This is a genomic window from Chryseobacterium sp. c4a (assembly GCF_009900745.1).
Classification (GTDB): domain Bacteria; phylum Bacteroidota; class Bacteroidia; order Flavobacteriales; family Weeksellaceae; genus Chryseobacterium.
In genome coordinates this window covers 228,269-252,195 of sequence record NZ_WXVU01000003.1, presented here as the reverse complement: position 1 = coordinate 252,195, position 23,927 = coordinate 228,269, and the positions used below count along the sequence as shown (strand labels likewise).

The window sequence follows — 23,927 nt, the reverse complement described above, 5'->3', positions numbered from 1 at the left end:
TTAATTGTTTTTTTTAAAGAATATGTTGCAATATAATCCCATGGAACCTATGATTTTAGTTAGAAAATGTTTTGAATTCCATGTGTGGATTTTGTTGTTTTTACTGGCTTTCTTATAAAACAAAGATAGGACGGAGAAGCGACAGAACTTGACGTGTTTTATTTAATTTCAAATAAAAGAGCGTTAAAAAATAACATAATTCTGTTTGTCGCGAGGTAGCTTAAACAGTGTTCTCCAGCTGGTTTTTACAGCTCCTTTCTTCGAAGGGATTGTCTTTTTTTCAAAGTGGGGAAGATCTTTAAATGTTTTCCAGTTTCCGCCCCAGTCCCAGCCATATTTTGCAAAAACTTTTACACATTCATACCAATCGGCTACTTTATCATTATCCCAGTCTTTTGCAGTGTCCCAACTGGCTGTTTTTCCGTCAATCATCAGACAGATATCTACAGCAAGCCCATAATTGTGAATGCTTTGTCCTGCTTTAGCATTGGTTACTTTTTTACCGGAGGTAATTCTCCCGATCGCATAAAGTTTCTCCTGCTCCTCAAAAGACCTTAGCCCTTGGGTGATTCTTATTTTGGCTCTCCCTGTAAGTGCTTCGTCACATTCCTTAATAATTTGCTTTACTTCCTCTCTTACCAATGGGTGAAGCTTCTGAATTCTTTCTAATGTTACTTTATCCATAAATCTTTATTATTTGAAACAAAAATAGGAGTGCAAGGCGACAAAAATTGACGTGTTTTAATTAAAAAGAAGAGAAAAAAAGAGAGAATTTGGGAATTGTTTTTGAAAACAAAGCTATCACCCTAATACGACAAAACATGTCGTATTAAAAAATAATATGTATATGTTTTTTAATGTGTTAAAAGTGGTGTTAAATTCCTGATTCAAAAGTGATATTGTTCTTTAAAAAGAATAATTTTGTATAAATAATTCTCGATCGTCATGTATGCGCTGGTAGATTGTAATAACTTTTTTGTTTCTTGTGAAAGAACTTTAGATCCTGATCTTGAAGGCAAACCCGTTGTGGTTCTTTCCAACAACGATGGGTGTGTTGTATCCCGAAGCAAGGAAGCAAAAGATCTGGGAATTCCTATGGCAGCTCCGGCATTCAAATACAAAGATCTTTTCAAACAGCATGATGTAAAAAGCTTTTCTGCAAAATTTGAACTTTACAATTATAAAAGCCAGCAGGTAATCAATATTGCTCGTTCTTACGTTTTGGATTATGAGATATACAGTATTGATGAGCTTTTTTTAGACCTTACAGGCTTTAAATACATTGACATCCATGAGTATTGTTCTAAAATTAAAATAGAAATTCAGGAGAAAGAAAATATTCCTGTAAGCATAGGAATTGCGCCAAGTAAGACCTTGTGTAAAGTGGCCAACAGAATAGTAAAAGATTTTCCGGAACAATTTAATGGAGTCTACATCATGGATACTCCTGAAAAAATAGAAAAAGCATTAAAATGGCTTAATATAGGAGATGTCTGGGGAATAGGAAGAAAATTAGCGGCTAAAATGAATGACAGTGGCGTTTATAAAGCCTGGGATCTTCTTCAGAAGCCTGAAATGTGGGTTCGGAAAATCATGGGAATTCATGGAGTAAGGATGATTAACGAATTAAAAGGAATTCGCCAGCTTGAATTGGATGCTCCATCTCCCAAAAAATCAATTGCGGTTACCAGAAGCTTTATGGAAATGCTTACAGATAAGGAAGCGGTAAGGGAACGTGTAGAAACCTTTGGGATGTATTGTTCAGAAAGATTGAGAAAACAGAACACCTGCTGTAAAATGATTACTGTTTTCGTGCAGACCAATAGATTCAGAAAAGATCTTCCTGAATACAGAAATGCTATGACGCAGATTCTTCCCAATCCAACCAATTCATCTATTTTGATAGGAAGAGTCGTAAATGAACTTTTTGAAGCTGTTTACAGAGACGGATTTCATTATAAAAGGGCAGGAGTGATGGTCAATGACTTTGTTCCTGAAGATCAGAGACAGATCAGTCTTTTTGAAGAAGATATACAGAATCAGCATCTTCCCGTTATGAAAGCAATGGATGCTATGAACAGAAAGTTCGGTAAGGATAAAGTCCGCCTTGGAAGTATGAGCGGTGAAAATACCTTTGGCCGTGCCAAGCTTTCTCCGGAATATGAGGCTTTCCTGAAAAAGAATACGCTGCCTGAAGCTAATTTCAGGTTTCATTAAATTTCAACATTTTGTTTTCTGATCCCAATTACTCCGGTTTTAATGAATCGAAGACTCTAAGTATGCAAAATTTTTTAAAATATAACTTGCTTTATTTCAGTTTCATATAGTTTCAAAAGAGATTGTAAATTTTTTTTGCTTTTTGATTAAGCCACATTACATGGTTACACTTCTTTTGTAACCATGATTTTAGAAGATAAGAAACGTGATAAAACTCACCCTCATCCTTCCTGATAAATCTTTTTATCGAGAAATAAAAAGAATATTTTTGCAGCCATTTTTAATAATAACTCGAAAACAACACGGGAATGAAGAAACTTTATCTCGGTGCATATTCATTATGCACAGTTTTAGGTGTGTCTGCTCAGGAAGTGGTTTGGCAAAAAGACATCAAATCCTCTACTCAGGATTTTCTAAGTCAGGTTACCACCACAATTGATCAGCAATACCTTATCACAGGAAGCTCTATTCAAAACGATAAGCTTCAGGCTTCAGGAAATAAGCAAAACAATGGTTACGACTTTCATCTGGTAAAACTCAATCAGCAAGGAGAAGAAGTTTGGGAAAGGTATTTTTCAGGAAAAAATCACGATTATCTTTCAGCAACAGTAAATACTCAAGATGGTGGATTTCTATTGGCCGGAACCTCTTATTCTGGAAAAGGGTTAGATAAAAAAGAAGATTCTAAAGGCGGTTCGGACATTTGGTTAATCAGAATCAATGAATTTGGTGATGAATTATGGCAGAAAACCTTAGGAACTTCTTCGGAGGAAGAAGCCAGAGCAGTTATTCAAAGTACAGATCTGGGCTTTTTTGTAGCCGGAAATGTACAGAATTTTTCCAAAGGTTATGGTTCTAAAGATGTTTGGATTATCAGACTGGACAAAGATGGAAAAGAGTTGTTTCAACTAGTATTAGGTGGAAAAGGTTTAGACGAAATAGAGAAAATGATTCCAACGAGAGACGGAGGAGTATTATTGGGAATTTATTCCAGAAGTTCTGAGATTCGCGTTCCGGGATCTGGTAATAATCCTCGTGAAACGACTTCGTCTTCCAACGCTCGTACTACAAATCCTGTAGCCCAAACCGGAAAAAACAGCAGCAATTTTGGTGAGGGTGATTATTGGATTGTCAAACTAGACAAAAACGGTAAAGTAGAATGGGAAAAGAACTATGGTGGAAAAGGAGATGATCACATAAGAACGCTTGCTTTGACTTCCAATGGTTATATCATTGGTGGAGAATCCCGTTCAGATCACTCAGGAAATAAAACGGTAGGGATTGAAGAAGGCACAGATCTATGGCTAATCTCTTTAAACGAAAAAGGGGATGAACAGTGGCAAAAGTCTTATAACTTCAAAAATCGTGATGTTCTGATGGGAATGAATGTGATTCATTCGGCTGACGACAAATTCTCAAAAGGAATTCTTTTGGGTGGATATACTCAAGCTGAAGGAAGAATAGAAAAAGACGATGAAACATTTTGGATGTTGTATCTGGATCAAAATGGCAATGAACAATGGAGAAAACATATAAGTGGAGAACCCAGACAGAAAGAAGAAAGACTTTCCGATCTTACACTGAACCGAGATGGATCCATTATTCTGGCAGGAACCAGTGCAAAAGAACTCGGAAAGGAGAACTGGAAGATTGTAAAGTTGGGAGATAAACAGGTAAATCAGCTGATCGAAAAACAGGATATCAAGATTTATCCCAACCCAGTATCAGATTATGCTTATGTGGAGATCGGCTTTAACTTCAAAGAAGCTGACATTATGTTGTATGATATGAGTGGAAGACAACTTCAGAGTCTGAAAACGAAAAATAATGTGACCAAAATCAATACTCAGGCTTTGGTACAGGGGGCATATTTAGTAACCATAAAAACGGATAATAACAAAACAGCAAACGCTAAGCTGATTAAAAAATAATTAATGAAGAGATTTGAAATACAATTGCTTATTGTCTTATTGATGATTTGCCAATTTTCTAAAGGACAAGGAAAAATACCTGAGGATTATGGTATTGCTTGGAAAACTAACATTTCTAATGACCTTAATATTGGTAGAATTAATTTATCTATCCCTATGTATAATGTCAATTTAGGTGAAACATCTTTAAATGGTAGCTATGACTATGAGAGAGGAGGATGGAGATTAAATGTGTTTGGTAAAATTACAATAGCCTATAAAAAGCCAGGTTCACTTCATTCACCAGCATACAAGTCTATAAAAGAAGGAGCTGTAGCATCTACTGTTTATAATTGTTTAGTTAAAGATCCCAAAATTCTACTATCAAAAAAGGAAATTTTAGATAATCCTAATGTTAATATACAAGATGCTTATGAGCCTAATACTTTCTATTTTGACTTTTTAGGATATAATGGATATTTTGTTTACGATAATACAGGGAAGTTTTTAGTGTATTCCGAAAATGGAAATTTTCAAGTAACATATAATGGACAAAAATGTTTTAATGCTACCGAGCCCCTCATGGAGTTTCCAGAAATACTTATAAAAGATGATAAAGGAAATGAATATTATTTCGGGGGGGATTTTAACTCAACGGATGTGTATTATGGAAAAACTAAGCACACTTACTCTTACTCGTATGATAATGGATCTTATACTCAAACGGAGGACTATTATACTAATAAACGTGTAAATTATATTTCAGCATTTTATCTTAAAAAAGTAAAGCTTTCTAATGGAAGAGTTCTGGAAGCATTTTATGCTAATGGTAATAAGTCTATTTTAGATCCATTTACTAACGGATTAGAATATATAAACGCAGATTATCCAACAGCAATGCCAGATGTAAATATATTAAAAAGTAATAACCTGTATATGGATATGGATTTGTCAGGAGAGTTTAATAGTATGTCAACAAATGTTGCCGGACAGCAGCCAATTTTTGCTGATAGATCTACTACTGAAATTTTTCAGAAGCTAGCCATACTGGATTCTATAAAGATTTCGGACTATGGAACATTGTCCCTTTTTCATGATAGAATTGATTACGACGCACTAAAGTTCTTCCATGAAAGACAGAAGACCCCCAATTCATATCACACGGTAGGAAGGGTTAAAAAGTTACTCCTGAAAGATAAAAACAATAAAGTAATCAGAAATATAGAATTTAATTATAATAAAAGATCACTAACTCCTGTATTTATAACGAATAATGGTGAAGAGTATGGTTTTGAATATGGCTGGGGGGGAATTACAAGTATTCGATATCCTGCCGGAGGAAGAAAAGAATTTGAGTATGAAGATGGTGATATTTCAAAAAGTAATGATTTTATTTATGGGAACTATGGTGCACAGAATATCTTGAAGAATGTCGAAAGAAAGGCTGGTCGTAGGATAAAAAAAATAACAACTTTTGATAATACTAGTGCACAGCCACAAATAACTAAGTATTCTTATAAAAATGATGATGGAAAATCGTCTGGAATCTCAACATTCAATCCAATTAGTTCTAAGTTCTCGACAAGTGGTGGATGGCTGCAGGATAATGTGGCATATACAACTACCGGAAATAGAGGTGGATACGATTCCGAAATTAGGTATAGTAAGGTTACAGAAGAAATTGAAGGAAAAGAAAAAAATGAATATTATTTTACAGATATCATTACTAACCCCGATTCAATAGCCACTAAGGTATATTACAATACACCTACAGATATTTATAAAGCTTGGATCCCAATGATGGTGAATAAAAACCATGAGAGAGGAAAGCTTTATAAGAAGGTGAGCTATGATGCTAATAATGTTCCTGTTTTTACTCAATATATTAAGTATACTAATTTTTTGAATAATGCCAATCCTATAAAACAATACTCAGAAAATTGTAATGATTGTAGAATTAGTGATGATAGATTTTATATTGAGTCAGACAACCGTATTTGGCAAGCCTATAATGGACACCGTGATTATTATGGGTTTTATCAATACCAGCCAGTTATTCCTTATTTACCATCTTCCATAAGAACCATAGAATTAGTAAATCCTAATTCCCCTAGCTTTTTAGAAACAAAAAAATATATCAAGTATAATACTTTAAGTAAATACTGGCATCCTTATGCTATAGAAACAACGGAATATCTTCCTACTCCATGGGATGTTACCACGAACACATCTGCTAATGGAGAAAAAAAGATTTCCAAATTATTGTATGCCCATGATCTGGTAAGAAATAGCTGTTCTTCGGGGAATTGCCCTGCAGATAATGATTTGGTTGGAGGAAAATTTTCTACTTATAAATATATGACAGATAATCATCTGGTAAATCCTGTTATTGAAATAGAAACGAATACTAAAGGAAAAACTGAGCTTATGGAATATCAGTATATAAAGGATGCTTTTTCATATAATCTCTTGAAAATTGGAAAGATCCGTAAATCATTGTTGAATTCCAATTTTTCTTCTGATAATCCTTCATCAGCGGAAGTTGAAGATAAAATGAGTTATGAGCTTTATGATAAGGTAGGGAATCTTTTACAGTCTAAAGGTGGTAATAGTATTCCAACAACTGTATTGTATGGTTATCATCAAACGTTGCCTATTGTTGAAGTTGTGGGTGCTACCTATAGCCAGGTAATGACAGCGTTTAATCTGGATCCCAGTTCTATGGATTCTTATCTTCAATTGGATATTGTAAAAAAATCAAATCTGGATAAAGATATTTATTCTGAAGAAAGCTTTGCTTCTGCACTTAATGAATTTAAAAATAATCCTGCACTCAAAGATTTTAAAATTACCGGGTATGTCTATGATCCACTGGTTGGTATAAAGACTGTTATTCAGCCTTCCGGAATCAAAGAATCTTATGAATATGATACTTTATCCAGACCTTCCCGAATTCTCAATGAGGATAAAAATATTCTTAAGGAATATAATTATAATTATAAAGAATCTTTAAAATATTTTAATGCAGAGAGGAGTAAAACGTTTGTAGGAAATAACTGTAAATTTTATCAGGATGCGATCCCTTACAATTATATTGTTCCACAAGGAAGTTATATTTCTTTCAAACAAGGAGAGGTTGAACCATTGGCTGAGAAGGATATTAATGAATGGGGGCAAAAAGCAGCGGATACCTATGGAGCTTGTACAAACAAACCTTACGATTGTACTATTTCGACAGACTCTCGTTTTTATGATAATTCTTCTTATTTTTTTAATAGAGTATATTATAATAATTATGATAGCTATGTAGGTTTGATACGCTTTAATACCACAAATCATAATTGGGGAGCTATTGGTCAAGGGAATCAAAAAATTGGACAAATTAAAGGAATCTGTAAACCTAGGACTTTCAAATCTTATAGAGATGGGGACTGGTTGATATCTATAGATAGTAATGGAGATATTTATGCTAGTTGGTGGGGGATATTTAAGAATGTTACACCTAATGAAGGTGTCACTTTATCTTTTAAAATTCCTTTCGAATAATTAAGATTTATCTATAATGAGAATGTTTAAAATTAAAAACAAAAAAAAGTAATTAATTGATGATAAGAGCTCTAATCGTTGGGTTATTCATATCAGGAATATACTGTGCGCAAACTAATACAGAAACTTATAAACAAACCAGAACTTATCTTGAGCCTGTAACCACTACAAAATCCGATGCAAAACAATTGCGAAATGTTGAATATTTTGATGGATTGGGGAGGCCAAAACAGATAATCACTGTAAAATCTTCACCACAAGGTAAAGATGTGGTTTCTCATATTGAATATGATCAATTTGGGAGATTGGTAAAAGACTTTCTACCTGTTCCCCAATCTCAGACTCAGGATGGTGCTATTTACACTTCTCCACTGGGAAATGCTTCAGCAATTTATGGGGGAGAAAAAATATTTTCAGAAAAGGTTATAGAAGCGTCTCCATTTGATAGAATTCAACAGCAAATCAAAATTGGAAATGACTGGAGTAATAAACCAGTAAAATATGACTATAATACCAATATTTGGGAGGACTATGTAAGAAAATATGAAACTTCTACAACATGGATTGATGGAAGAACCCAAACTTCTGTACAGCTTCTTCAATATTTTCAGGCTTCACAGTTGTACAAGAATACCATTACTGATGAAGACGGGAATAAAACCATTGAATTTAAAAATGGAGAAGGGCAGCTCTTGTTATCGAGAAAAGTTTTAAATGCCTCTGAAAATGCCGATACCTATTATGTTTATAATGAATATGACCAATTGGCATTTGTAATCCCTCCTTTAGCATCTGCTCCTACAGTAGAATCTGTAACAGTAGAGAATCTTTACTACCAGTATCGTTATGACGGAAAGGGCAGGTTGGTAGAGAAGAAATTACCAGGTAAAGGCTGGGAATTAATGGTATATGATAAACAGGATAGGGTTATATTAACTCAAGATGCTGTGTTAGGAAGTACAACCAATAATTTTACAAAAAAAGGCTGGTTGTTTACCAAGTATGATCAGTTTGGAAGAGTTGTATATACAGGATTTTTTGCTAATTCAGCTACGAGGGCTGCCATGCAGACAGCTATCAACAATATGACTGCAAATCCTGGAAATAACGAATCAAGAAGTACTACTCCTTTTACGTTAAATGGGATGGATGTTTATTACACTAAAAATGCTTTTCCAACGGGAAGCATGACTATTTTAAGTGTAAAATATTATGACACTTATCCATCTCTGCCTATAGGAGTTACAGCTCCATCTTATATCATCAATACGGAGCAGCTTGTTTTAAAAGATATCCAAGGAGAGAAAAATACCAAAGACCTATTGGTGGCTTCCTATGTGAAGAATATAGAAGATGATAACTGGACAAAAAAATATAATTGGTATGACCAAAAAGGTCGAAATATAGCAACTTATTCTATTAATTATTTAGGAGGGCAAACGAGAACGGAATCATTATTAGATTTTGCTGGTGTTGTTAAAGAATCCCATACGTTCCATAAAAGGACATTGAATGATTCAGAAGTTAAAATAGTAGAAAAATTTCAATATGATCATCAGAATAGATTAATTTCTCATAGTCATAAAGTTAATAATACTCAGGAAGAGCCACTAAGCATTAACAGCTATAATGAGCAAGGGCAATTAGTCAATAAAAAAATTGGTAAAGATGACGACGGAAATGCTCTGCAATCTATAGATTATGGGTATAATATTCAAGGTTGGATGACCTCCATTAATGACCCTTCCAATTTAGGATACAAGATTTTTGGAATGAAAATTAAGTATCAGAACCCTGAAGATCCTACTTATGGAAATCCTGTTTATAATGGTAATATTTCTGAAGTAGACTGGAAAACAGCTTTAGGGGATGGTATTTATAGAAGATACGATTATAAATATGATGGTCTGAATAGGCTTACCCAGGGAATTTATCTTACTCCAGATTTAGCATCCAATACTCATAATCATTTTTATGATGAAACATTAACGTATGATCTTAATGGGAATATTAAGACGCTAAACAGGTTTACAAATCCACCTGCAGGACAGAATACACCCATGCAGATTGATGAATTGGTATATGAATATGAAAAGCAGGATAGTTCAAATAAGCTTATTAAAATAACCGACAATAGGATGAATCCTTCAGGGTATCCAGCAGGAGGAAATATTATAGGTTATGATGCGAATGGTAATATGACAAACCATTTGGATAAAAAGATAAAAAATATTAAGTACAATTTTTTAGATTTACCAACTACTGTTGATGCAGTCGTTAAAGGCTTTACTCCATCTATGAATGAAGGAAAGCTGCATTCATATAAATACAGGGCTGATGGAGTAAAATATGCAAAAAGAGTCGATGAGATCAGTCCTTATGGTCAGCAGTTCTCAGAAACTGATTATCTTGACGGATTTCAGTATGAAAGGCAGTATAGCAAAATGAATACAGCTCAAAATAGCTATGATAGTGGATATATTCTTAAATTCTATCCAACATCCGAAGGATTTTATAACTTTGAAAGAGGTGAGTATTTCTATAACCTGAAAGATCATCTGGGAAATACCAGATATAGTTTGAAAGCAGGAAAAGGTGGAGGAAGACACCTTATTGAAGAAACAAACTATTATCCATTTGGATTAAAACATGAAGGGTATAATGGAGGTAGTTCATTATTGGGAGAGTATGGTATAAACTACAATTATAAATATAATAGCAAAGAGCTCCAGGAAACAGGAATGTATGATTATGGAGCAAGGATGTATATGCCTGATTTAGGTAGATGGGGGGTAATTGATCCACTAGCGGAAACTTCCAGAAGATGGAATCCTTATACGTATGCTTATGATAATCCTATTATGTTTATTGACCCTGATGGCAGGGAGGCAAAAAGATGTTGCAGTTGGAATGATGTAAAAGCTTTTGGTAGAGGAGCTTGGAATGCTACAAAAGGACTAGTTGTAGGAGGTATACAATCGGCAAACCCTATTAATGGTGTACTTGAAGGAACTGTAAATGTATTTAAGACCTATAAAGCTTATCAAAAAGGAGGATTAGCAGGAGCAGGTAAACAAATTGGTAGTATAGCAGCTGAAGTATCTGGGGCAAAAACAATTATTCATACAGGAAAGGGTGTGCTAAAGGGAAATCCTGAAGCTATAGGATCTGCAACTGTGATGGTTGCAGCTGTGGTAGTTACCCATAAAGTAGGAGGAAAAGTGGCCACAACTGAAACAGGTACTGCTTCTTTAGAAGGATCTCGACTTTCGAGATCGCAAATGAGTAAAGTTTCAGGAGGTGGAGGAGCGCAAAGAGCAGCACAATATTCTTCTCAGTGGGAAAGTGCTAGTTTATCAGAAGCAATTCAACAATTTGCTCCTGAAGCAAAAGGGGTTACAAATGCAAAAGGAAAAACAATTTATACTAATTCTGAATCGGGAATACAGGTAGTCTATGACAATAATGGAAACTATTTTAGAGTTGAGAACACAAATCTATCAGGTAAGAGAAATTATTTAGATATGGAAGGAAATATACCCAATAATAAAATAGAAGGAGGAAGAACAGTAGGAAGAAGTCAAAGTGAATATAATCAAGTAACTCATTTTAATAATATAGATTAATTAAATATGTCAAAATTAATAATTGTTCCAAAGGATAAAGAAGCTGAAATTGCACTAGATTATGATACTGCAACCCCCGAACAAGTTGTAGAATTGAATTTAACAGATGAAGAATTTGAAAAATTATGGGAGGAAGGAGTTTTCTCATTAATCAATGAAATAACAAATAGTAATATTGATGATTTTGAAGATGAACATATTACTGATTTAAATGATATTTTGAACGCTTATGTTGAACTACAAAAAACTTCTAACGGAGTGGCAGATCTAATTAAAATGTTCGAATTAGCGATAACTTATAAAACAAGTATTCATTTTTATTTTTAAATTATATGGTGAAATGCCAACAAATTTGAACAAAGAGATGGATATGACTGCTAATGGATAAAAACAACTTTTATCATATCATAACTAATAAAGCCCCAATTTTGGGGCTTTAATTTTTCTATAATGGGTAATGTTTTTAAGTTCCGGATTAAAGAATAATTTAGATCATTTTCTTTAATACTTCCAGTTTCTTCCTTTGCCTTCTCCAATCCATTCCAAAGCTTGTTCCATTCTTTTATTTCTGGTAGCTTCAGTCTTAGCTTCAGTAATCCATGTGATGTATTCTTTTCTGAATGATGGGGAGGCTTTCTGGAAAACTTCTAAAGCTTTTTTGTGTGCATCTAAGGCAGACTGAAAATAATCAGGAATTTCTATTTCTGTTTTGGAGGGAGCTGCTTTTTTCATAGTAACGCCCATATCCGTGAGCTCCATGGCTTCTTTAATAGCCTTTTTCAGCTGAGGTTTTGAGGGAAGATCTTCCAATTTTGTAATCTTTCCCAGGCTGAACATGGAGTTCTTCTCAATATCCTGGGTGATTTCATGCATGGTTTTCATTTCCTTTTCCAGCCAGAATCCGAACGTACAGTGTTGCTTGAAGGAAGCCATAGCGCAGAGATTTTTGCCCTTGTAAATAAAATGTGGAAAACTCCATTTCATGGTTTCTTCTGCGTCAGGACAGTATTCATGAACCGTTTCGCGGATATAGTTCAGAATTGGTTTTGCAAAATCCTGAGACTTTTCGATATAAGTGTCTATTTTTGAACTGTATTTTTCCATACTTTTTATTGAAATAACTGCACAACCTCATTGACCAGGAACTTCACCTGATCGGGTCTCCCTCTGTCATTTTTAGGATTGTTGGCGTAGCTTCCGGTCTTTACAATGACGATATTGTGTTCCGGAACCATAATGATATATTGTCCCTGAAGTCCTAGGAAATAATAGTGTTTAATAGGATTATCATGGTTGATCCAAAGTCCCATTCCATAAATGTTTTCAGACTTTTCTGTAGGAGTTCTCATCCGCTCAATAAAATCTGTGTTAAGAATCTGTTGGTTCCCAAATTTACCATCATTTAGAAATAACTGCCCAAGTTTAGCGAAGTCTCTTGCATTAGAATGAATACAGCAATAGGTTTTTTCTATACCATGATCATCTGTGCTCCATTTCGCGTCTTGTTCCATTCCCAGTGGAATCCAGAATTTTTCAGAAAGATAAGTCGCTAATGGCTTTTTCAACGCTTTTTTCAGAGCAAAACCAAGTAGCTGTGTTGAGCCACTTTGGTATTCAAATTTTGTTCCTGGTTTTTCTTTAAATTTTCTCGAGAATACAGCTTTTACAAGGCTTTTTCCATAATAGGCTTTGGCATTGGGAAGAAATGGATTATTATAGTTTTCATCCCAGTCGAGACCCGATTCCATTTGAGCCAGATTTTTAAGAGTTACTTCATTTCCAAAAGCTTTCTCTTTAAACTCAGCATAAAAATCAGAAAGCTTTTCATCAATTGAGCTAATAAGTCTTTCTTCCAGAGCCTTTCCCAAAAGCATCACCGTAACAGCCTTTGCCATGGAAAAGGAATTGGTTTGTGAAAGCTGATTGTATCCATCCCAATATTGTTCATGAAGAATTTTACCCTCTCTTATGACTACAAATGCTGCTGTTTTAGAATGTTTTAAATCATCAACTAAAACTTTAGGTAGTTCTTTTGTATTGTATTCGGAGTCTTCTTCCCATCGTTTTGGAGACTCTGTCATAATAGGATTGCTGGGGAACAGGTTTCCATCATCAATAAAGGCACTTGATTTCCCTTTAAGATAAGTCTTGGAAATTCCACTGAATAAATAATCATATCCAAAAAGGTAAGCCGCTGCGGCTCCGGCTGCTGCTCCACCTATCATGTACTTTAATATTCTCATTTTTTGGTATTCGGTCTTTAACAAATTTAAAATAATTTTAGACAGAAACACACAATATAAAATGAAATAAGAGAGATTGTATAAAAACAAAAAAGCCTTGACTTAATCAAGGCTTTTATTTTATATTTTAGAAAGTAAATTTCTGAAGTTGGTTTTCTCATCAATGATTCTTCTCAACTCTGAAACCGGAACTCTTTCCTGCTGCATGGTGTCTCTGTCTCTGATGGTTACTGTATGATCCGTCAATGAATCGTGATCTACAGTGATACAGTAAGGAGTACCAATGGCATCTTGTCTTCTGTAACGTTTTCCGATCGCATCTTTTTCTTCGTAGAATAAGTTGAAATCATACTTCAGATCGTTGAAGATCTTCTCAGCATATTCTGCTAAGCCATCTTTCTTCATCAATGGAAGGATCGCTGCTTTAATTGGGGCTAATGCCGGAGGTAAAGATAAAACTGTTCTTTCTGAACCGTCTTCCAAAACTTCGTCTTTTAAGCAGTGTGAGAAGATAGATAAGAATAATCTGTCTAAACCTACAGAAGTTTCCACTACATAAGGAACATAGTTTTCATTTCTTTCAGGATCGAAGAACTGAAGTTTTCTTCCAGAGAACTTTTCGTGAGCCTTAAGGTCAAAATCAGTTCTTGAGTGAATTCCTTCCAATTCTTTGAAACCAAACGGGAAGTTGAATTCAATATCAGCAGCAGCATTCGCATAGTGAGCTAATTTCTCATGATCATGGAATCTGTAATTGTCATTCCCTAATCCTAATGCTAAGTGCCAGTTTAGACGCTTTTGTTTCCATTGTTCGTAGAATTCAAGTTCTGTACCCGGAGCTACAAAGAACTGCATTTCCATTTGTTCGAATTCACGCATTCTGAAGATAAACTGTCTTGCAACAATCTCATTTCTGAACGCCTTACCGATTTGTGCAATACCGAAAGGAAGTCTGTGACGTGAAGTTTTCTGAACATTTAAATAGTTCACAAAAATACCCTGAGCCGTTTCCGGTCTTAGGTAAAGATCCATAGCACTGTCTGCAGAAGCTCCTAATTTAGTTCCGAACATTAAGTTGAACTGTCTTACTTCTGTCCAGTTTTTAGAACCTGTGTCAGGGTCAGCAATTTCAAGTTCTTCAATTAAAGCCTTTACATCAGCAAGATCTTCATTTTCTAAAGACTTTGCCAATCTTGAAAGAATAGCCTCTCTTTTCGCTCTGTATTCCAAAATTTTTGGATTCGTAGCAACAAACTGGTCTTTATCGAAAGCTTCTCCGAACCTCTTCGCTGCTTTTTCGATTTCTTTATTCTCTTTATCTTCAATTTTAGCACAATAGTCTTCTACCAAAACGTCTGCTCTGAAACGTTTCTTAGAATCCTTATTATCAATCAATGGATCGTTGAAAGCGTCTACGTGGCCTGATGCCTTCCATGTTGTTGGGTGCATAAGGATCGCTGAATCAATACCCACAATATTTTCGTTAAGCTGTACCATAGCTTTCCACCAGTATTGTTTGATATTATTTTTAAGTTCAGCCCCGTTCTGCCCATAATCATAAACAGCGGATAAACCATCATAGATCTCACTCGAAGGGAAAATAAACCCATATTCTTTAGCGTGAGAAATTACTTTCTTGAAAACATCTTCTTGCTTTGCCATAATTTTTTTACGTCTGATGTGCAAAAATAGCAAATTGGATCCAAAATCATGAGATTCAGCAAAAAAAGCTATTAATAATCCATTAAATAGTTTGATTTTCGTTTTCAGGAGCCGGGAACCTGCTTTCGCTACTCGCTTTTTGTGAGTTTCGGCGGCGGCAAAGCCGCCGCCGAAACTCACAAAAGAGCTCAGACATACCGCTCAATCAGGGCTATTAACTTCTGTGCATCTACAGACCTAACGGGTTTCAAAAACCTGTTTAGAATACCATCAATTTTATAAAACAATTATTTCCATTGAATTATTATCATAGTCAAAGATAAATTTCAATTTGCAATAGCTTCGAACAAACCAACCATTTACACTGGCAGGATAAAAGTTATAACGTGATAACATTCTCATTAATTCTGCGGTTATATCTTGATTTTTGCCTGTTTCTATTTTTAGATTTGATATCTTTTTATGAACTTCTGAAACAAAAGAGACAACAAAAGTGTTTTCACTTGGTTTATGCTCAGTGTCTATAACAGAATAATCAAAGGATTGAGATAGGTTTTTAGGATTAAACTCTATTTTTTTATCAACTTTAGAATAAATTTTATCTTTCTCCGGTTGTTTGTTAATGTCTCCTTGTCCTGGCGGGGGGTGAACTACCGTATTTTCACTATTTTGTCCAAATAGTGAAAAACTATAAGTCATAATAAAAAGAAATAATAGTTTTCTCATAATAAATGCTTGTTAATACAAACCTAATCATTTTTTCTGTAGTGAATAAGAAGAAACTTGATCTCAAATAGTTAAAATTGATAATGTTTTTTCTTTCCAAAAATCTCTACTTTTGCCTCATGTTAGAAATTCTTTATCGTGACGAGCATATTATTGCTATCAACAAACCCAGTGGATTATTGGTTCATAAATCCTTTTATGCGGGTGAAGCAGATACTTATGCGATCCAGGAATTGAGAAATCAGATTGGGCAAAAAGTGTATCCTGTACATCGTTTAGACAGAAAAACGTCAGGGGTTTTATTGTTTACCTTAGATAAAGATACGCTTAGAATCATGAGCGAGCGTTTTGCAACCAGAGAAGTTGAAAAAAAATATATTGCCATTCTACGAGGCTGGGCGAAAGAGGAAGAAACCATCGATTATGATCTGGTTAATGAAAATGAAGTCACACAAAATGCAGTGACATACTATCGTCGTTTGCAGACTTCAGAAATAGATTTACCCTTTTTAAAACATCCGACTTCAAGATACTGTTTAGTAGAAGCCATTCCTGAAACGGGGAGATTTCATCAATTAAGAAAACACTTTAAACATATTTTGCATCCTATTTTAGGCTGTCGTAAACATGGTTGCAATAAACAAAATAAGCTGTGGCTCCAAACATTTGGAATCAACAAAATGACGCTTCATGCCCATCAATTAATTTTCAATCATCCTGTTACCAACGAAAACATAGTCCTGAATGCTAAGGTAGATCAAGAGTTTAAAAGAGTAGGGGATCTTTTGAATTTTGATTTGAGTGCATATTCTTAATGGATAACCAAAGGAGGAAGCTAATCCTTGACAAGGATATCAAGATTAACCAATTGTTTTCGTCTTTTATAGATGCTATAGATTAAACAATTTGATAAAATATCATAGGTTAATCAACCATTAATTTTAAAATGAGTAATTTTGTAAAACTTTTTTTCAATGTACAAATCGCTCATTCGTCCGATTCTTTTCAAATTTGATCCCGAAGAAGTGCATCACTTTACTTTTTCGATGCTAAAGAATTTTGGATTCTTCACTAAATTATTTTTCCCAAAACCTATTGAAGACAAACGTCTGGAAAGAGAAGTTTTCGGATTGAAATTTAAAAATCCTGTAGGACTGGCTGCCGGTTTTGATAAAAACGCTGTTTTGTTCAACGAGCTGGGAGACCTTGGTTTCGGATTTGTAGAAATTGGAACGGTAACCCCAAGAGCTCAGGCAGGAAATCCTAAGAAAAGATTATTCCGTCTTATTGAAGATGGTGGAATTATCAATAGAATGGGATTCAATAATGATGGTCTACAGGCTGCGATCGAAAAACTGAAATCAAACAAAGGAAAAATCATCATCGGTGGAAACATAGGAAAAAATACAGATACTCAACCCGAAAACTATACTCAGGATTATCTGGACTGTTTTGAAGGGCTTCATCCACACGTAGATTATTTTGTACTGAATGTAAGCTGTCCGAATGTAGGAAGCCACGCCAAACTGGAAGACGTAGAATATCTTCGTGAGCTGATTACAGAAGTAAAGAAAATCAATCAGTCAAAATCTGTACGTAAACCAATATTACTTAAAATTGCGCCAGATCTTAATCATACTCAACTAGACGAAATTGTAGATCTGATTGCAGAAACAAAAATAGATGGAGTAATTGTTTCCAATACCTCTGTCAACAGAGAAGGATTAAAGACTTCCCCTGAAGCTTTAGAGCAAATTGGAAACGGAGGTTTAAGTGGTAAACCTATCCATGAGAGAAGTACAAAAATGATTAAATATCTTTCGGATAAAAGCAACAGGGCATTTCCAATCATTGGAGTAGGAGGAATTCACTCCGCAAAAGATGCGATTGAAAAATTAGATGCAGGAGCGAGTTTGGTTCAATTATACACCGGATTTATTTATGAAGGCCCGGAATTGATTAACGAAATCAATAAAGAGATTTTAAAAAGAGCAAGCAGATTGCCAAGATAGATATAAAGAGACCATCTGGTCTCTTTTTTTTGTTTTAGCGATAAATGTTTGAACTTTCATGAATGCTATCAGCTGTAATTCACATAAAAACCTTTATTTTAACTTTTTTACAGCTGCATTTTTAATATCGATCGTTAGAGTATAAGCTGGCGAAGAATCCGATTTACCGATTTTATACATTATCGTTTTGCCGTCCTTTGATGTTCTCTTGGTCGTATCATAAATATTTTCCAGGCAGCTTTCAGTAAGGAATTCTTCATAGTGTTTATAATTCCAGTCTTTGGTAAAGTACAGAACTCTGTACCCTTTTTCACCTTCGCTGGCACCACATCTTCCACAGGCATTAAGGTTTGAGGTATGATCGAAATACAGTAAAACCCGGTTTCCCTTTTCCTCAGATATATAAGAAATAAGTTCATTACCTCCATATTGGTTAATGATATCGAAGGTATTTATTCTTTTATGGTTAGGTAAAATAATATAATTGTTGTAGCGGTAGATCATATCATTAGCAGTAAACAGCTTTGCAGACTGAGGGTTATCCTTATTTTCCATATAAAAGCTTCCTGTAATAGGATTTTCTCTGGTCTGATTTTGACCAAATAGAATAGATTCTTTAGGAGCAAGGCTTTGGGCAATTTCAACGACCTTTTCGACATCCTGGGGTGAATTGATCAGCTCTCTAAGCCGTTTAGAATTTTGTTTTTGTTTTGTTCCGAAATTATACAGAAACAGTTTACCATAATCATAAAGCCCTGTTAATAGGATTTTCTTCTGATATTTATCGTAATAATACCAGCCATCTACAAAATACTGATATAAGCTACAATCCGGAATACCAGCATAATGAAGCTGTAAGGTAATAGGAACACCCGCAATTTCTCCCTTGAAGATCTGAGAAGAATCTGTGACTGCTTTTAATTCAACTTTTTGGCTCTTTCCAGAAAGGAAAAAGGTCAGAAAGAGAAAAATAAGAAGTTTTTTCATGGTTATATTACCTTTATTAAATGAAGAAATGGGCAATCGTATAGATAATAAGCCCTACAAGACCTCCCACCAAAGTTCCGTTCACACGGATAAACTGAAGATCTTTTCCTACTTCCAGTTCCAGCTTTTCACTTAATTCCTTACCCTGCCAGTTCCCGACAGTAGTACTGATGAGGTTGCCAAATTGATGAGTGTTTTTCAGGATATATTTATAAGCAGTTGCCCGAACCCAGTAATCAATTTTATTTTGAAGATTTTCATCTGTTTTTAAGTTCTGTGAAAACTCATTCAGGTTTTTGGAAAGATAATTTTTCAAAGCGGAATGATCTTCCTGGAGTTCTTTCATCAATGTTTTTTTGATAGAAACCCATATATCATTAGAATATTCATCCAGCTTATCATTTTTAAGAAGTCCGTTTTTAATGGTTTTAAATTCTTCATCCCATTTCGGATCTTCTTTAAGATCAACTGAGAATTCATGAATTTTTTGAGTGATCAATGTTCTTACTTCATGATTGGGATTTTCCTCTATCTCTTTGAAAAAATCAGATAATCCATCAGCAATTTTGTCAGCAATTTTATTATCCACAAAAGATGGAATAAAAGAATAGCTTCCTTTTTTTACCCTGTCTTTTATCATTTCATCATTTTGAATGATATAGTCTTTAATTTGCTTTGAAAGATTGGTAATGATCCTTTGATGATCGTTCTTTTCCAGAATATAATTGATTCCGCTGCCTACCACTTTGTTAAGCTTGATATCATCCGTCATTTCTGACACTTTTTTACTGATAAATTGACTCACAGTAGAATCATCAAGTTTATTGAGAATATCAAGAACAATATCCGAAAGATTTTTGATCAGAATATCCTGGTTTTTCTCTTTTCCAAGCCATTCACCCACAAAATTTGAAACCTTAATTCTTTGAATATAAGGACGAATATTCTGAGGAGATAGAAAATTACTCACCACGAAACTTCCCAGGTTATCACCCAATTTTTGTTTACTGTTTTCAATCAGGTTAGTATGTGGAATGGGAAGGCCTAGCGGATGACGGAATAAAGCAGTAACCGCAAACCAGTCTGCCAATGCACCTACCATAGCAGCTTCAGCAAAAGCCCGTACATAGCCGATCCAATGAGAAGAACTGGATTTTTGCATAATAGTTGTCACAATGAAAATAAGAGCCATCAGAACAAACAATCCTGTGGCAAATGCCTTATATTTTCTAAGCTGTTTTCTTTTTGCTTCGTCATTCATATTCTCAAATTTACTAAATTTGGTTATGAAACCATTGAATGTTAATAAAGCTTTTTAGTTCAAAACGTATAAAAGGTTTATTATACTTTAAACGTTAAAACTTACGATGAAGTTTTTAATTTCAGCCATCATATTAATTGTTCTGCATGGATGTACGCAGAAACAGCAACCTATTAAAATTACTTCTATGGAAAATAAAGAAGCAAAAAACAATCCATATTATTCAAGAACCGATACTACCAAACTGAATATTTCCAACGAAGAATGGAAGAAAATCCTGGCTCCGGATCTTTATGCAATTGCGAGAGAAGCTGCAACAGAAAGAGCTTTTACCGGAAAATATAATGACTTTGATGAGTTGGGAGACTACTATTGTGCAGTTTGTGGAAATCATTTATTCCGTTCTACTTCAAAATTTTCGAGCAGTTGTGGATGGCCAAGTTTCTTTGAAGCAGATAAAGAAGGCGTTTATTATAAAAGAGATACAGCTTATGGAATGGAGAGGGTAGAAGTGCTTTGTAAGCGATGTGACTCTCATTTAGGACATGTGTTTGATGATGGGCCAAAGCCGACAGGATTGAGATATTGTATGAATTCTATCAGTCTGGAATTTGTTGGAGATTCGCAAAAATAATGGCTTTATTTCACAGAATCAGGACGTTAAAGTTTCTTAAATTCAGTTAAACTTTTTAGACTTATAAGTGGCTGATAGTGATGTTTTTATAATTTTGCCCCACTAATTTGGTACTAATATATTATTGAATGAAAGGATTTTATGGCGTAATAGGCCTTGTTTACATGGTGACGACTTCATTCTACATTTCTCCAAGAGCGGTGGTGAAGAATGAAAACGTTAACATAACAAAGACGGAAAGAGTAGCTGACACGAAATCTGAGAAGAATACTACCATGGCAGTATCTTCATCAGAAGTATTATACAAATCAATTGAATTTGATCCTGAACATGAGCTGAACTATGAAGTTTTCTCTAAAGCATTAACAGGATTTGAGAATCTAAAGAAAGCAGGTTTACTTACTGATGAATCGCATTTACTTACTGTTTGCGATTTTTCTATGTCTTCCAATACCAAAAGACTTTGGGTGATTGATTTGAATGACAAAAAAGTACTGTTCAACTCATTGGTTGCTCACGGTAAAAATACAGGTGAAGAATTTGCTACGAATTTTTCTAATACGGAAAGTTCGCGACAGAGCAGCATGGGATTTTATATCACAGATGCAACGTATCAGGGAGATAATGGGTACTCATTGAGATTATTGGGAATGGATAAAGGATTCAATGATGCTGCCTATAAAAGAGCGATCGTAATGCATGGCGCAGATTATGTAAGTGACGCATTTGCCGCAGTGCATAAAAGGATTGGAAGAAGCTGGGGATGCCCTGCGGTTCCAAGAGAACTGTCGCAATCAATGATCAATACAATAAAAGGTAGAAATTTATTATTCATCTATTATCCTGATCAGAATTACCTTTCCTCTTCGGAATGGTTAAAAGCATAAACGAAAAAGCAGTCAAATTTGACTGCTTTTTTAATTTTTGAATACATTATCATCAGAAACTTTAATCCTTAACAGGAATTATTATTGGATTTATGAATGCCGAATATAAAAATAACCAAGATGCGGATGTATCCCCCAAAGTATCATCAGAATGTGTTCCTGCTATAAGGTTAATGAGTAATCCGGACGGATCATGTACTTTTGAAGAGTGAAAAATACCTGCTTTAACTCACATTAATGCTCATGTATTTTGGATCAGTAATCAAACGGAAGAATGGGAAAGAAACACCCATATTGCTCCACGAAAACAATATGTTGTTACCATTAAAGGAACTGTTAGATTTAAGGTTACTGATGGCTCAACATTTGTAATTGAGCCAGGAGTTATTCTCTTGGCAGAAGATATTGAAGGCGAGGGGCATAGTTGGGATATGATTGATTGTGAAGAGTGGACAAGACTGTATATTCCAATGGTAGAAAATGCTGATGATTTTTTCATTCCCAATAATACTGGGAGACTTTAGAATATCCTGTCTGCCTATCTGTTATTTAAATAAAAAATCCCTATGTAAAAACACAGGGATTAAAATTATCTTTATTTCAGAACTAGCTGAATTTTTTGAATACTAGAGTCGCATTATGCCCTCCGAAACCAAAAGCATTACTCAATGCAAAATTGATCTCTTTTTCTTTAGCTTCTCCAAATACAATATTAATATCCTTTGGAATATTTTCATCAATACGGTGAAGATTGATGGTAGGAGGAATAATACCATTCTGAATAGCCTTGATAGAAAGGATGGCTTCAACTGCACCTGCTGCACCTAATAAGTGCCCTGTCATTGACTTTGTTGCACTGATATCGAGCTTTTTATTTCCTTTAAAAGCATTGTTAATGGCTTTTAATTCAATCAGGTCTCCCAATGGAGTAGAGGTAGCGTGTGGGTTGATATAATCAATATCTTCCATATTGGCACCTGCTTCCCTTACGGCTAATTGCATTGCTTTAATAGCCCCAACGCCATCCGGATGAGGTGCTGTCATGTGATAAGCATCTGCTGTCATAGCGGCACCTGCTAATTCTGCATAGATTTTTGCTCCTCTTGCTACTGCATGTTCATATTCTTCAAGAACTAATGCTCCCGCACCTTCACCCATTACAAAACCATCTCTTTCCGCATCATAAGGGCGGCTGGCTGTAGCAAAATCATCATTTCTTGTAGACATTGCTTTCATAATAGAGAATCCACCAATTGAAGCCGGAGTAATAGCCGCTTCAGAGCCGCCACTGATGATTACTTTTGCTTTTCCGAGACGGATATAGTTGAAAGCATCCATTAATGCTGTATTTCCGGTTGCACAAGCAGATACTGTGGTATAGTTGATTCCCTGAAGTCCATATTTCATGGAGATCATTCCTGAAGCCATATTGGCAATAAATTTAGGGACAAAGAAGGGATTAAAGCGAGGGGTACCATCACCCTGTGCAAAATCCATTACTTCCTTTTCAAAAGTCCACATTCCGCCTTGTCCAGTTCCCCAGATTACTCCGGAGTTGAAAGGATCCATATTTTCAAGATCTAAACCTGAATCTTGTATTGCTTCTGCAGAAGCGTACATTGCATATTGTGTAAAAAGGTCACTTCTTTTGATTTCGTTGTGGGTAAGATGCAGCTTTGGATCAAAGTCTTTTACCTCACAAGCAAAATGTACCTTAAACTTTTCTGTATCGAATTGCTTGATTAATCCTGCACCGCTGATGCCTTTAAGGCTGCTTTGCCAAAAATCTTCAACATTGTTTCCCAAAGGTGTCACAGCACCTAATCCTGTAATGACAACTCTCTTCATACTTTAGTTACTAATTTTAAATCGATTAGACTTTCATGTGATAAACCGGGTCTATCCATGTATTTTGCTTCTTTCTTTTATCATCTGAATTTCCGTTTGCAATATTATCATTTTTCTTTCGCTGTAGACGAATAATCAATCATATTATTTGACGCATAATAAAAGATTTTACTTTTTGAAGCTATTTTATATTGATACTATTTTTTTCAAAATTATCACGGCCTCTTTATTCATGGGCAGTGGCTTTAGATTTACCTTTTGTGTTCTGTTTTTTGAACGACTATTAGAAACACTTCTGAGCTATCCTTATTGAGAGTCTTTCATTAATTATAAAAAGAATCAGGTAAAATCTGTGAGGGAACATAAGA

The 23,927-nt window shown here is 34.9% G+C and carries 18 protein-coding genes; 10 read left to right on the top strand and 8 right to left on the bottom strand.

The genetic code is table 11. From position 1 onward, the window contains the following. Positions 1-183 precede the first annotated feature (183 nt). Entirely contained in the window at positions 184-684 is a 501-nt protein-coding gene (locus tag GTR01_RS07110; protein WP_160137166.1) for a M15 family metallopeptidase, read from the bottom strand. Positions 685-945: 261 nt separating this feature from the next. On the opposite strand from GTR01_RS07110, the gene GTR01_RS07105 reads away from it, so the two are divergent. The 5 genes from GTR01_RS07105 to GTR01_RS07085 all read left to right on the top strand — a co-directional run bounded on the left by GTR01_RS07105 (position 946) and on the right by GTR01_RS07085 (position 11,626). Continuing rightward, positions 946-2,217 carry a Y-family DNA polymerase gene (locus GTR01_RS07105; protein WP_160137165.1) on the top strand — a complete coding sequence of 424 codons (1,272 nt, stop codon included), beginning with the start codon at positions 946-948 and terminating at the stop codon, positions 2,215-2,217. 308 nt (positions 2,218-2,525) lie between these two features. Beyond that, positions 2,526-4,148 carry a T9SS type A sorting domain-containing protein gene (locus GTR01_RS07100; RefSeq protein ID WP_160137164.1) on the top strand — a complete coding sequence of 541 codons (1,623 nt, stop codon included), beginning with the start codon at positions 2,526-2,528 and terminating at the stop codon, positions 4,146-4,148. A gap of 3 nt (positions 4,149-4,151) precedes the next feature. After that, on the top strand, positions 4,152-7,673 hold the full coding sequence (locus tag GTR01_RS07095) for a DUF5977 domain-containing protein (protein WP_160137163.1): 3,522 nt from the start codon (positions 4,152-4,154) through the stop codon (positions 7,671-7,673). 59 nt (positions 7,674-7,732) lie between these two features. Next, entirely contained in the window at positions 7,733-11,299 is a 3,567-nt protein-coding gene (locus GTR01_RS07090) for a DUF6443 domain-containing protein (RefSeq protein ID WP_160137162.1), read from the top strand. 6 nt (positions 11,300-11,305) lie between these two features. Next, positions 11,306-11,626 carry a hypothetical protein gene (locus GTR01_RS07085; RefSeq protein ID WP_160137161.1) on the top strand — a complete coding sequence of 107 codons (321 nt, stop codon included), beginning with the start codon at positions 11,306-11,308 and terminating at the stop codon, positions 11,624-11,626. Between the two features lie 174 nt (positions 11,627-11,800). Here the strand turns inward: GTR01_RS07085 and GTR01_RS07080 are convergent, their stop codons facing one another. The 4 genes from GTR01_RS07080 to GTR01_RS07065 all read right to left on the bottom strand — a co-directional run bounded on the left by GTR01_RS07080 (position 11,801) and on the right by GTR01_RS07065 (position 15,930). Next, positions 11,801-12,403: a YdeI/OmpD-associated family protein gene (locus GTR01_RS07080; RefSeq protein WP_160137160.1), complete on the bottom strand. Its 603-nt coding sequence runs from the start codon at positions 12,401-12,403 to the stop codon at positions 11,801-11,803. A gap of 5 nt (positions 12,404-12,408) precedes the next feature. Next, positions 12,409-13,542 carry a serine hydrolase domain-containing protein gene (locus GTR01_RS07075; protein ID WP_160137159.1) on the bottom strand — a complete coding sequence of 378 codons (1,134 nt, stop codon included), beginning with the start codon at positions 13,540-13,542 and terminating at the stop codon, positions 12,409-12,411. 120 nt (positions 13,543-13,662) lie between these two features. Next, positions 13,663-15,204, bottom strand: a complete 1,542-nt coding sequence (locus GTR01_RS07070) for a glycine--tRNA ligase (protein WP_065395720.1) — start codon at positions 15,202-15,204, stop codon at positions 13,663-13,665. A gap of 276 nt (positions 15,205-15,480) precedes the next feature. After that, positions 15,481-15,930, bottom strand: a complete 450-nt coding sequence (locus GTR01_RS07065) for a hypothetical protein (RefSeq protein ID WP_160137158.1) — start codon at positions 15,928-15,930, stop codon at positions 15,481-15,483. A 119-nt stretch (positions 15,931-16,049) separates the two neighbouring features. Here GTR01_RS07065 and GTR01_RS07060 point away from each other — a divergent pair, with 119 nt between their 5' ends. Both GTR01_RS07060 and GTR01_RS07055 read left to right on the top strand, forming a co-directional pair. After that, the gene (locus GTR01_RS07060; RefSeq protein WP_160137157.1) at positions 16,050-16,745 is read left to right on the top strand and encodes a pseudouridine synthase; all 696 of its coding nucleotides are present in this window, start codon (positions 16,050-16,052) and stop codon (positions 16,743-16,745) included. Between the two features lie 159 nt (positions 16,746-16,904). Further along, on the top strand, positions 16,905-17,942 hold the full coding sequence (locus tag GTR01_RS07055) for a quinone-dependent dihydroorotate dehydrogenase (RefSeq protein WP_160137156.1): 1,038 nt from the start codon (positions 16,905-16,907) through the stop codon (positions 17,940-17,942). A gap of 93 nt (positions 17,943-18,035) precedes the next feature. Here the strand turns inward: GTR01_RS07055 and GTR01_RS07050 are convergent, their stop codons facing one another. Both GTR01_RS07050 and GTR01_RS07045 read right to left on the bottom strand, forming a co-directional pair. Continuing rightward, complete coding sequence (locus GTR01_RS07050) at positions 18,036-18,929, bottom strand: hypothetical protein (RefSeq protein WP_160137155.1); 894 nt, start codon at positions 18,927-18,929, stop codon at positions 18,036-18,038. Positions 18,930-18,945: 16 nt separating this feature from the next. Further along, on the bottom strand, positions 18,946-20,190 hold the full coding sequence (locus GTR01_RS07045; protein WP_160137154.1) for a DUF445 domain-containing protein: 1,245 nt from the start codon (positions 20,188-20,190) through the stop codon (positions 18,946-18,948). A gap of 106 nt (positions 20,191-20,296) precedes the next feature. On the opposite strand from GTR01_RS07045, the gene msrB reads away from it, so the two are divergent. From msrB to GTR01_RS24760, 3 genes are all read left to right on the top strand, one after another. After that, positions 20,297-20,824 carry a peptide-methionine (R)-S-oxide reductase MsrB gene (msrB, locus tag GTR01_RS07040; protein ID WP_160137153.1) on the top strand — a complete coding sequence of 176 codons (528 nt, stop codon included), beginning with the start codon at positions 20,297-20,299 and terminating at the stop codon, positions 20,822-20,824. 128 nt (positions 20,825-20,952) lie between these two features. Beyond that, positions 20,953-21,711: a murein L,D-transpeptidase catalytic domain family protein gene (locus tag GTR01_RS07035; RefSeq protein ID WP_160137152.1), complete on the top strand. Its 759-nt coding sequence runs from the start codon at positions 20,953-20,955 to the stop codon at positions 21,709-21,711. A gap of 392 nt (positions 21,712-22,103) precedes the next feature. Continuing rightward, on the top strand, positions 22,104-22,235 hold the full coding sequence (locus tag GTR01_RS24760; protein ID WP_262885746.1) for a hypothetical protein: 132 nt from the start codon (positions 22,104-22,106) through the stop codon (positions 22,233-22,235). Positions 22,236-22,317: 82 nt separating this feature from the next. On the opposite strand, the gene fabF is transcribed toward GTR01_RS24760, so the two are convergent. Beyond that, a complete protein-coding gene (fabF, locus tag GTR01_RS07025) occupies positions 22,318-23,559 on the bottom strand; it encodes a beta-ketoacyl-ACP synthase II (protein ID WP_160137151.1) in 1,242 nt (413 codons plus the stop codon). Positions 23,560-23,927: the final 368 nt, after the last annotated feature.

Excerpts from the sequence above, each read along its gene's own strand:
- GTR01_RS07045 (WP_160137154.1), bottom strand. The coding sequence starts at position 20,190 with ATGAATGACGAAGCAAAAAGAAAACAGCTTAGAAAATATAAGGCATTT.
- GTR01_RS07035 (WP_160137152.1), top strand. The coding sequence starts at position 20,953 with ATGAAAGGATTTTATGGCGTAATAGGCCTTGTTTACATGGTGACGACT.
- fabF (WP_160137151.1), bottom strand. The coding sequence starts at position 23,559 with ATGAAGAGAGTTGTCATTACAGGATTAGGTGCTGTGACACCTTTGGGA.
- msrB (WP_160137153.1), top strand. The coding sequence starts at position 20,297 with ATGAAGTTTTTAATTTCAGCCATCATATTAATTGTTCTGCATGGATGT.
- GTR01_RS07065 (WP_160137158.1), bottom strand. The coding sequence starts at position 15,930 with ATGAGAAAACTATTATTTCTTTTTATTATGACTTATAGTTTTTCACTA.
- GTR01_RS07060 (WP_160137157.1), top strand. The coding sequence starts at position 16,050 with ATGTTAGAAATTCTTTATCGTGACGAGCATATTATTGCTATCAACAAA.
- GTR01_RS07075 (WP_160137159.1), bottom strand. The coding sequence starts at position 13,542 with ATGAGAATATTAAAGTACATGATAGGTGGAGCAGCAGCCGGAGCCGCA.
- GTR01_RS07050 (WP_160137155.1), bottom strand. The coding sequence starts at position 18,929 with ATGAAAAAACTTCTTATTTTTCTCTTTCTGACCTTTTTCCTTTCTGGA.
- GTR01_RS07080 (WP_160137160.1), bottom strand. The coding sequence starts at position 12,403 with ATGGAAAAATACAGTTCAAAAATAGACACTTATATCGAAAAGTCTCAG.
- GTR01_RS07095 (WP_160137163.1), top strand. The coding sequence starts at position 4,152 with ATGAAGAGATTTGAAATACAATTGCTTATTGTCTTATTGATGATTTGC.
- GTR01_RS07090 (WP_160137162.1), top strand. The coding sequence starts at position 7,733 with ATGATAAGAGCTCTAATCGTTGGGTTATTCATATCAGGAATATACTGT.
- GTR01_RS07100 (WP_160137164.1), top strand. The coding sequence starts at position 2,526 with ATGAAGAAACTTTATCTCGGTGCATATTCATTATGCACAGTTTTAGGT.
- GTR01_RS07105 (WP_160137165.1), top strand. The coding sequence starts at position 946 with ATGTATGCGCTGGTAGATTGTAATAACTTTTTTGTTTCTTGTGAAAGA.
- GTR01_RS07070 (WP_065395720.1), bottom strand. The coding sequence starts at position 15,204 with ATGGCAAAGCAAGAAGATGTTTTCAAGAAAGTAATTTCTCACGCTAAA.
- GTR01_RS07085 (WP_160137161.1), top strand. The coding sequence starts at position 11,306 with ATGTCAAAATTAATAATTGTTCCAAAGGATAAAGAAGCTGAAATTGCA.
- GTR01_RS07055 (WP_160137156.1), top strand. The coding sequence starts at position 16,905 with ATGTACAAATCGCTCATTCGTCCGATTCTTTTCAAATTTGATCCCGAA.
- GTR01_RS07110 (WP_160137166.1), bottom strand. The coding sequence starts at position 684 with ATGGATAAAGTAACATTAGAAAGAATTCAGAAGCTTCACCCATTGGTA.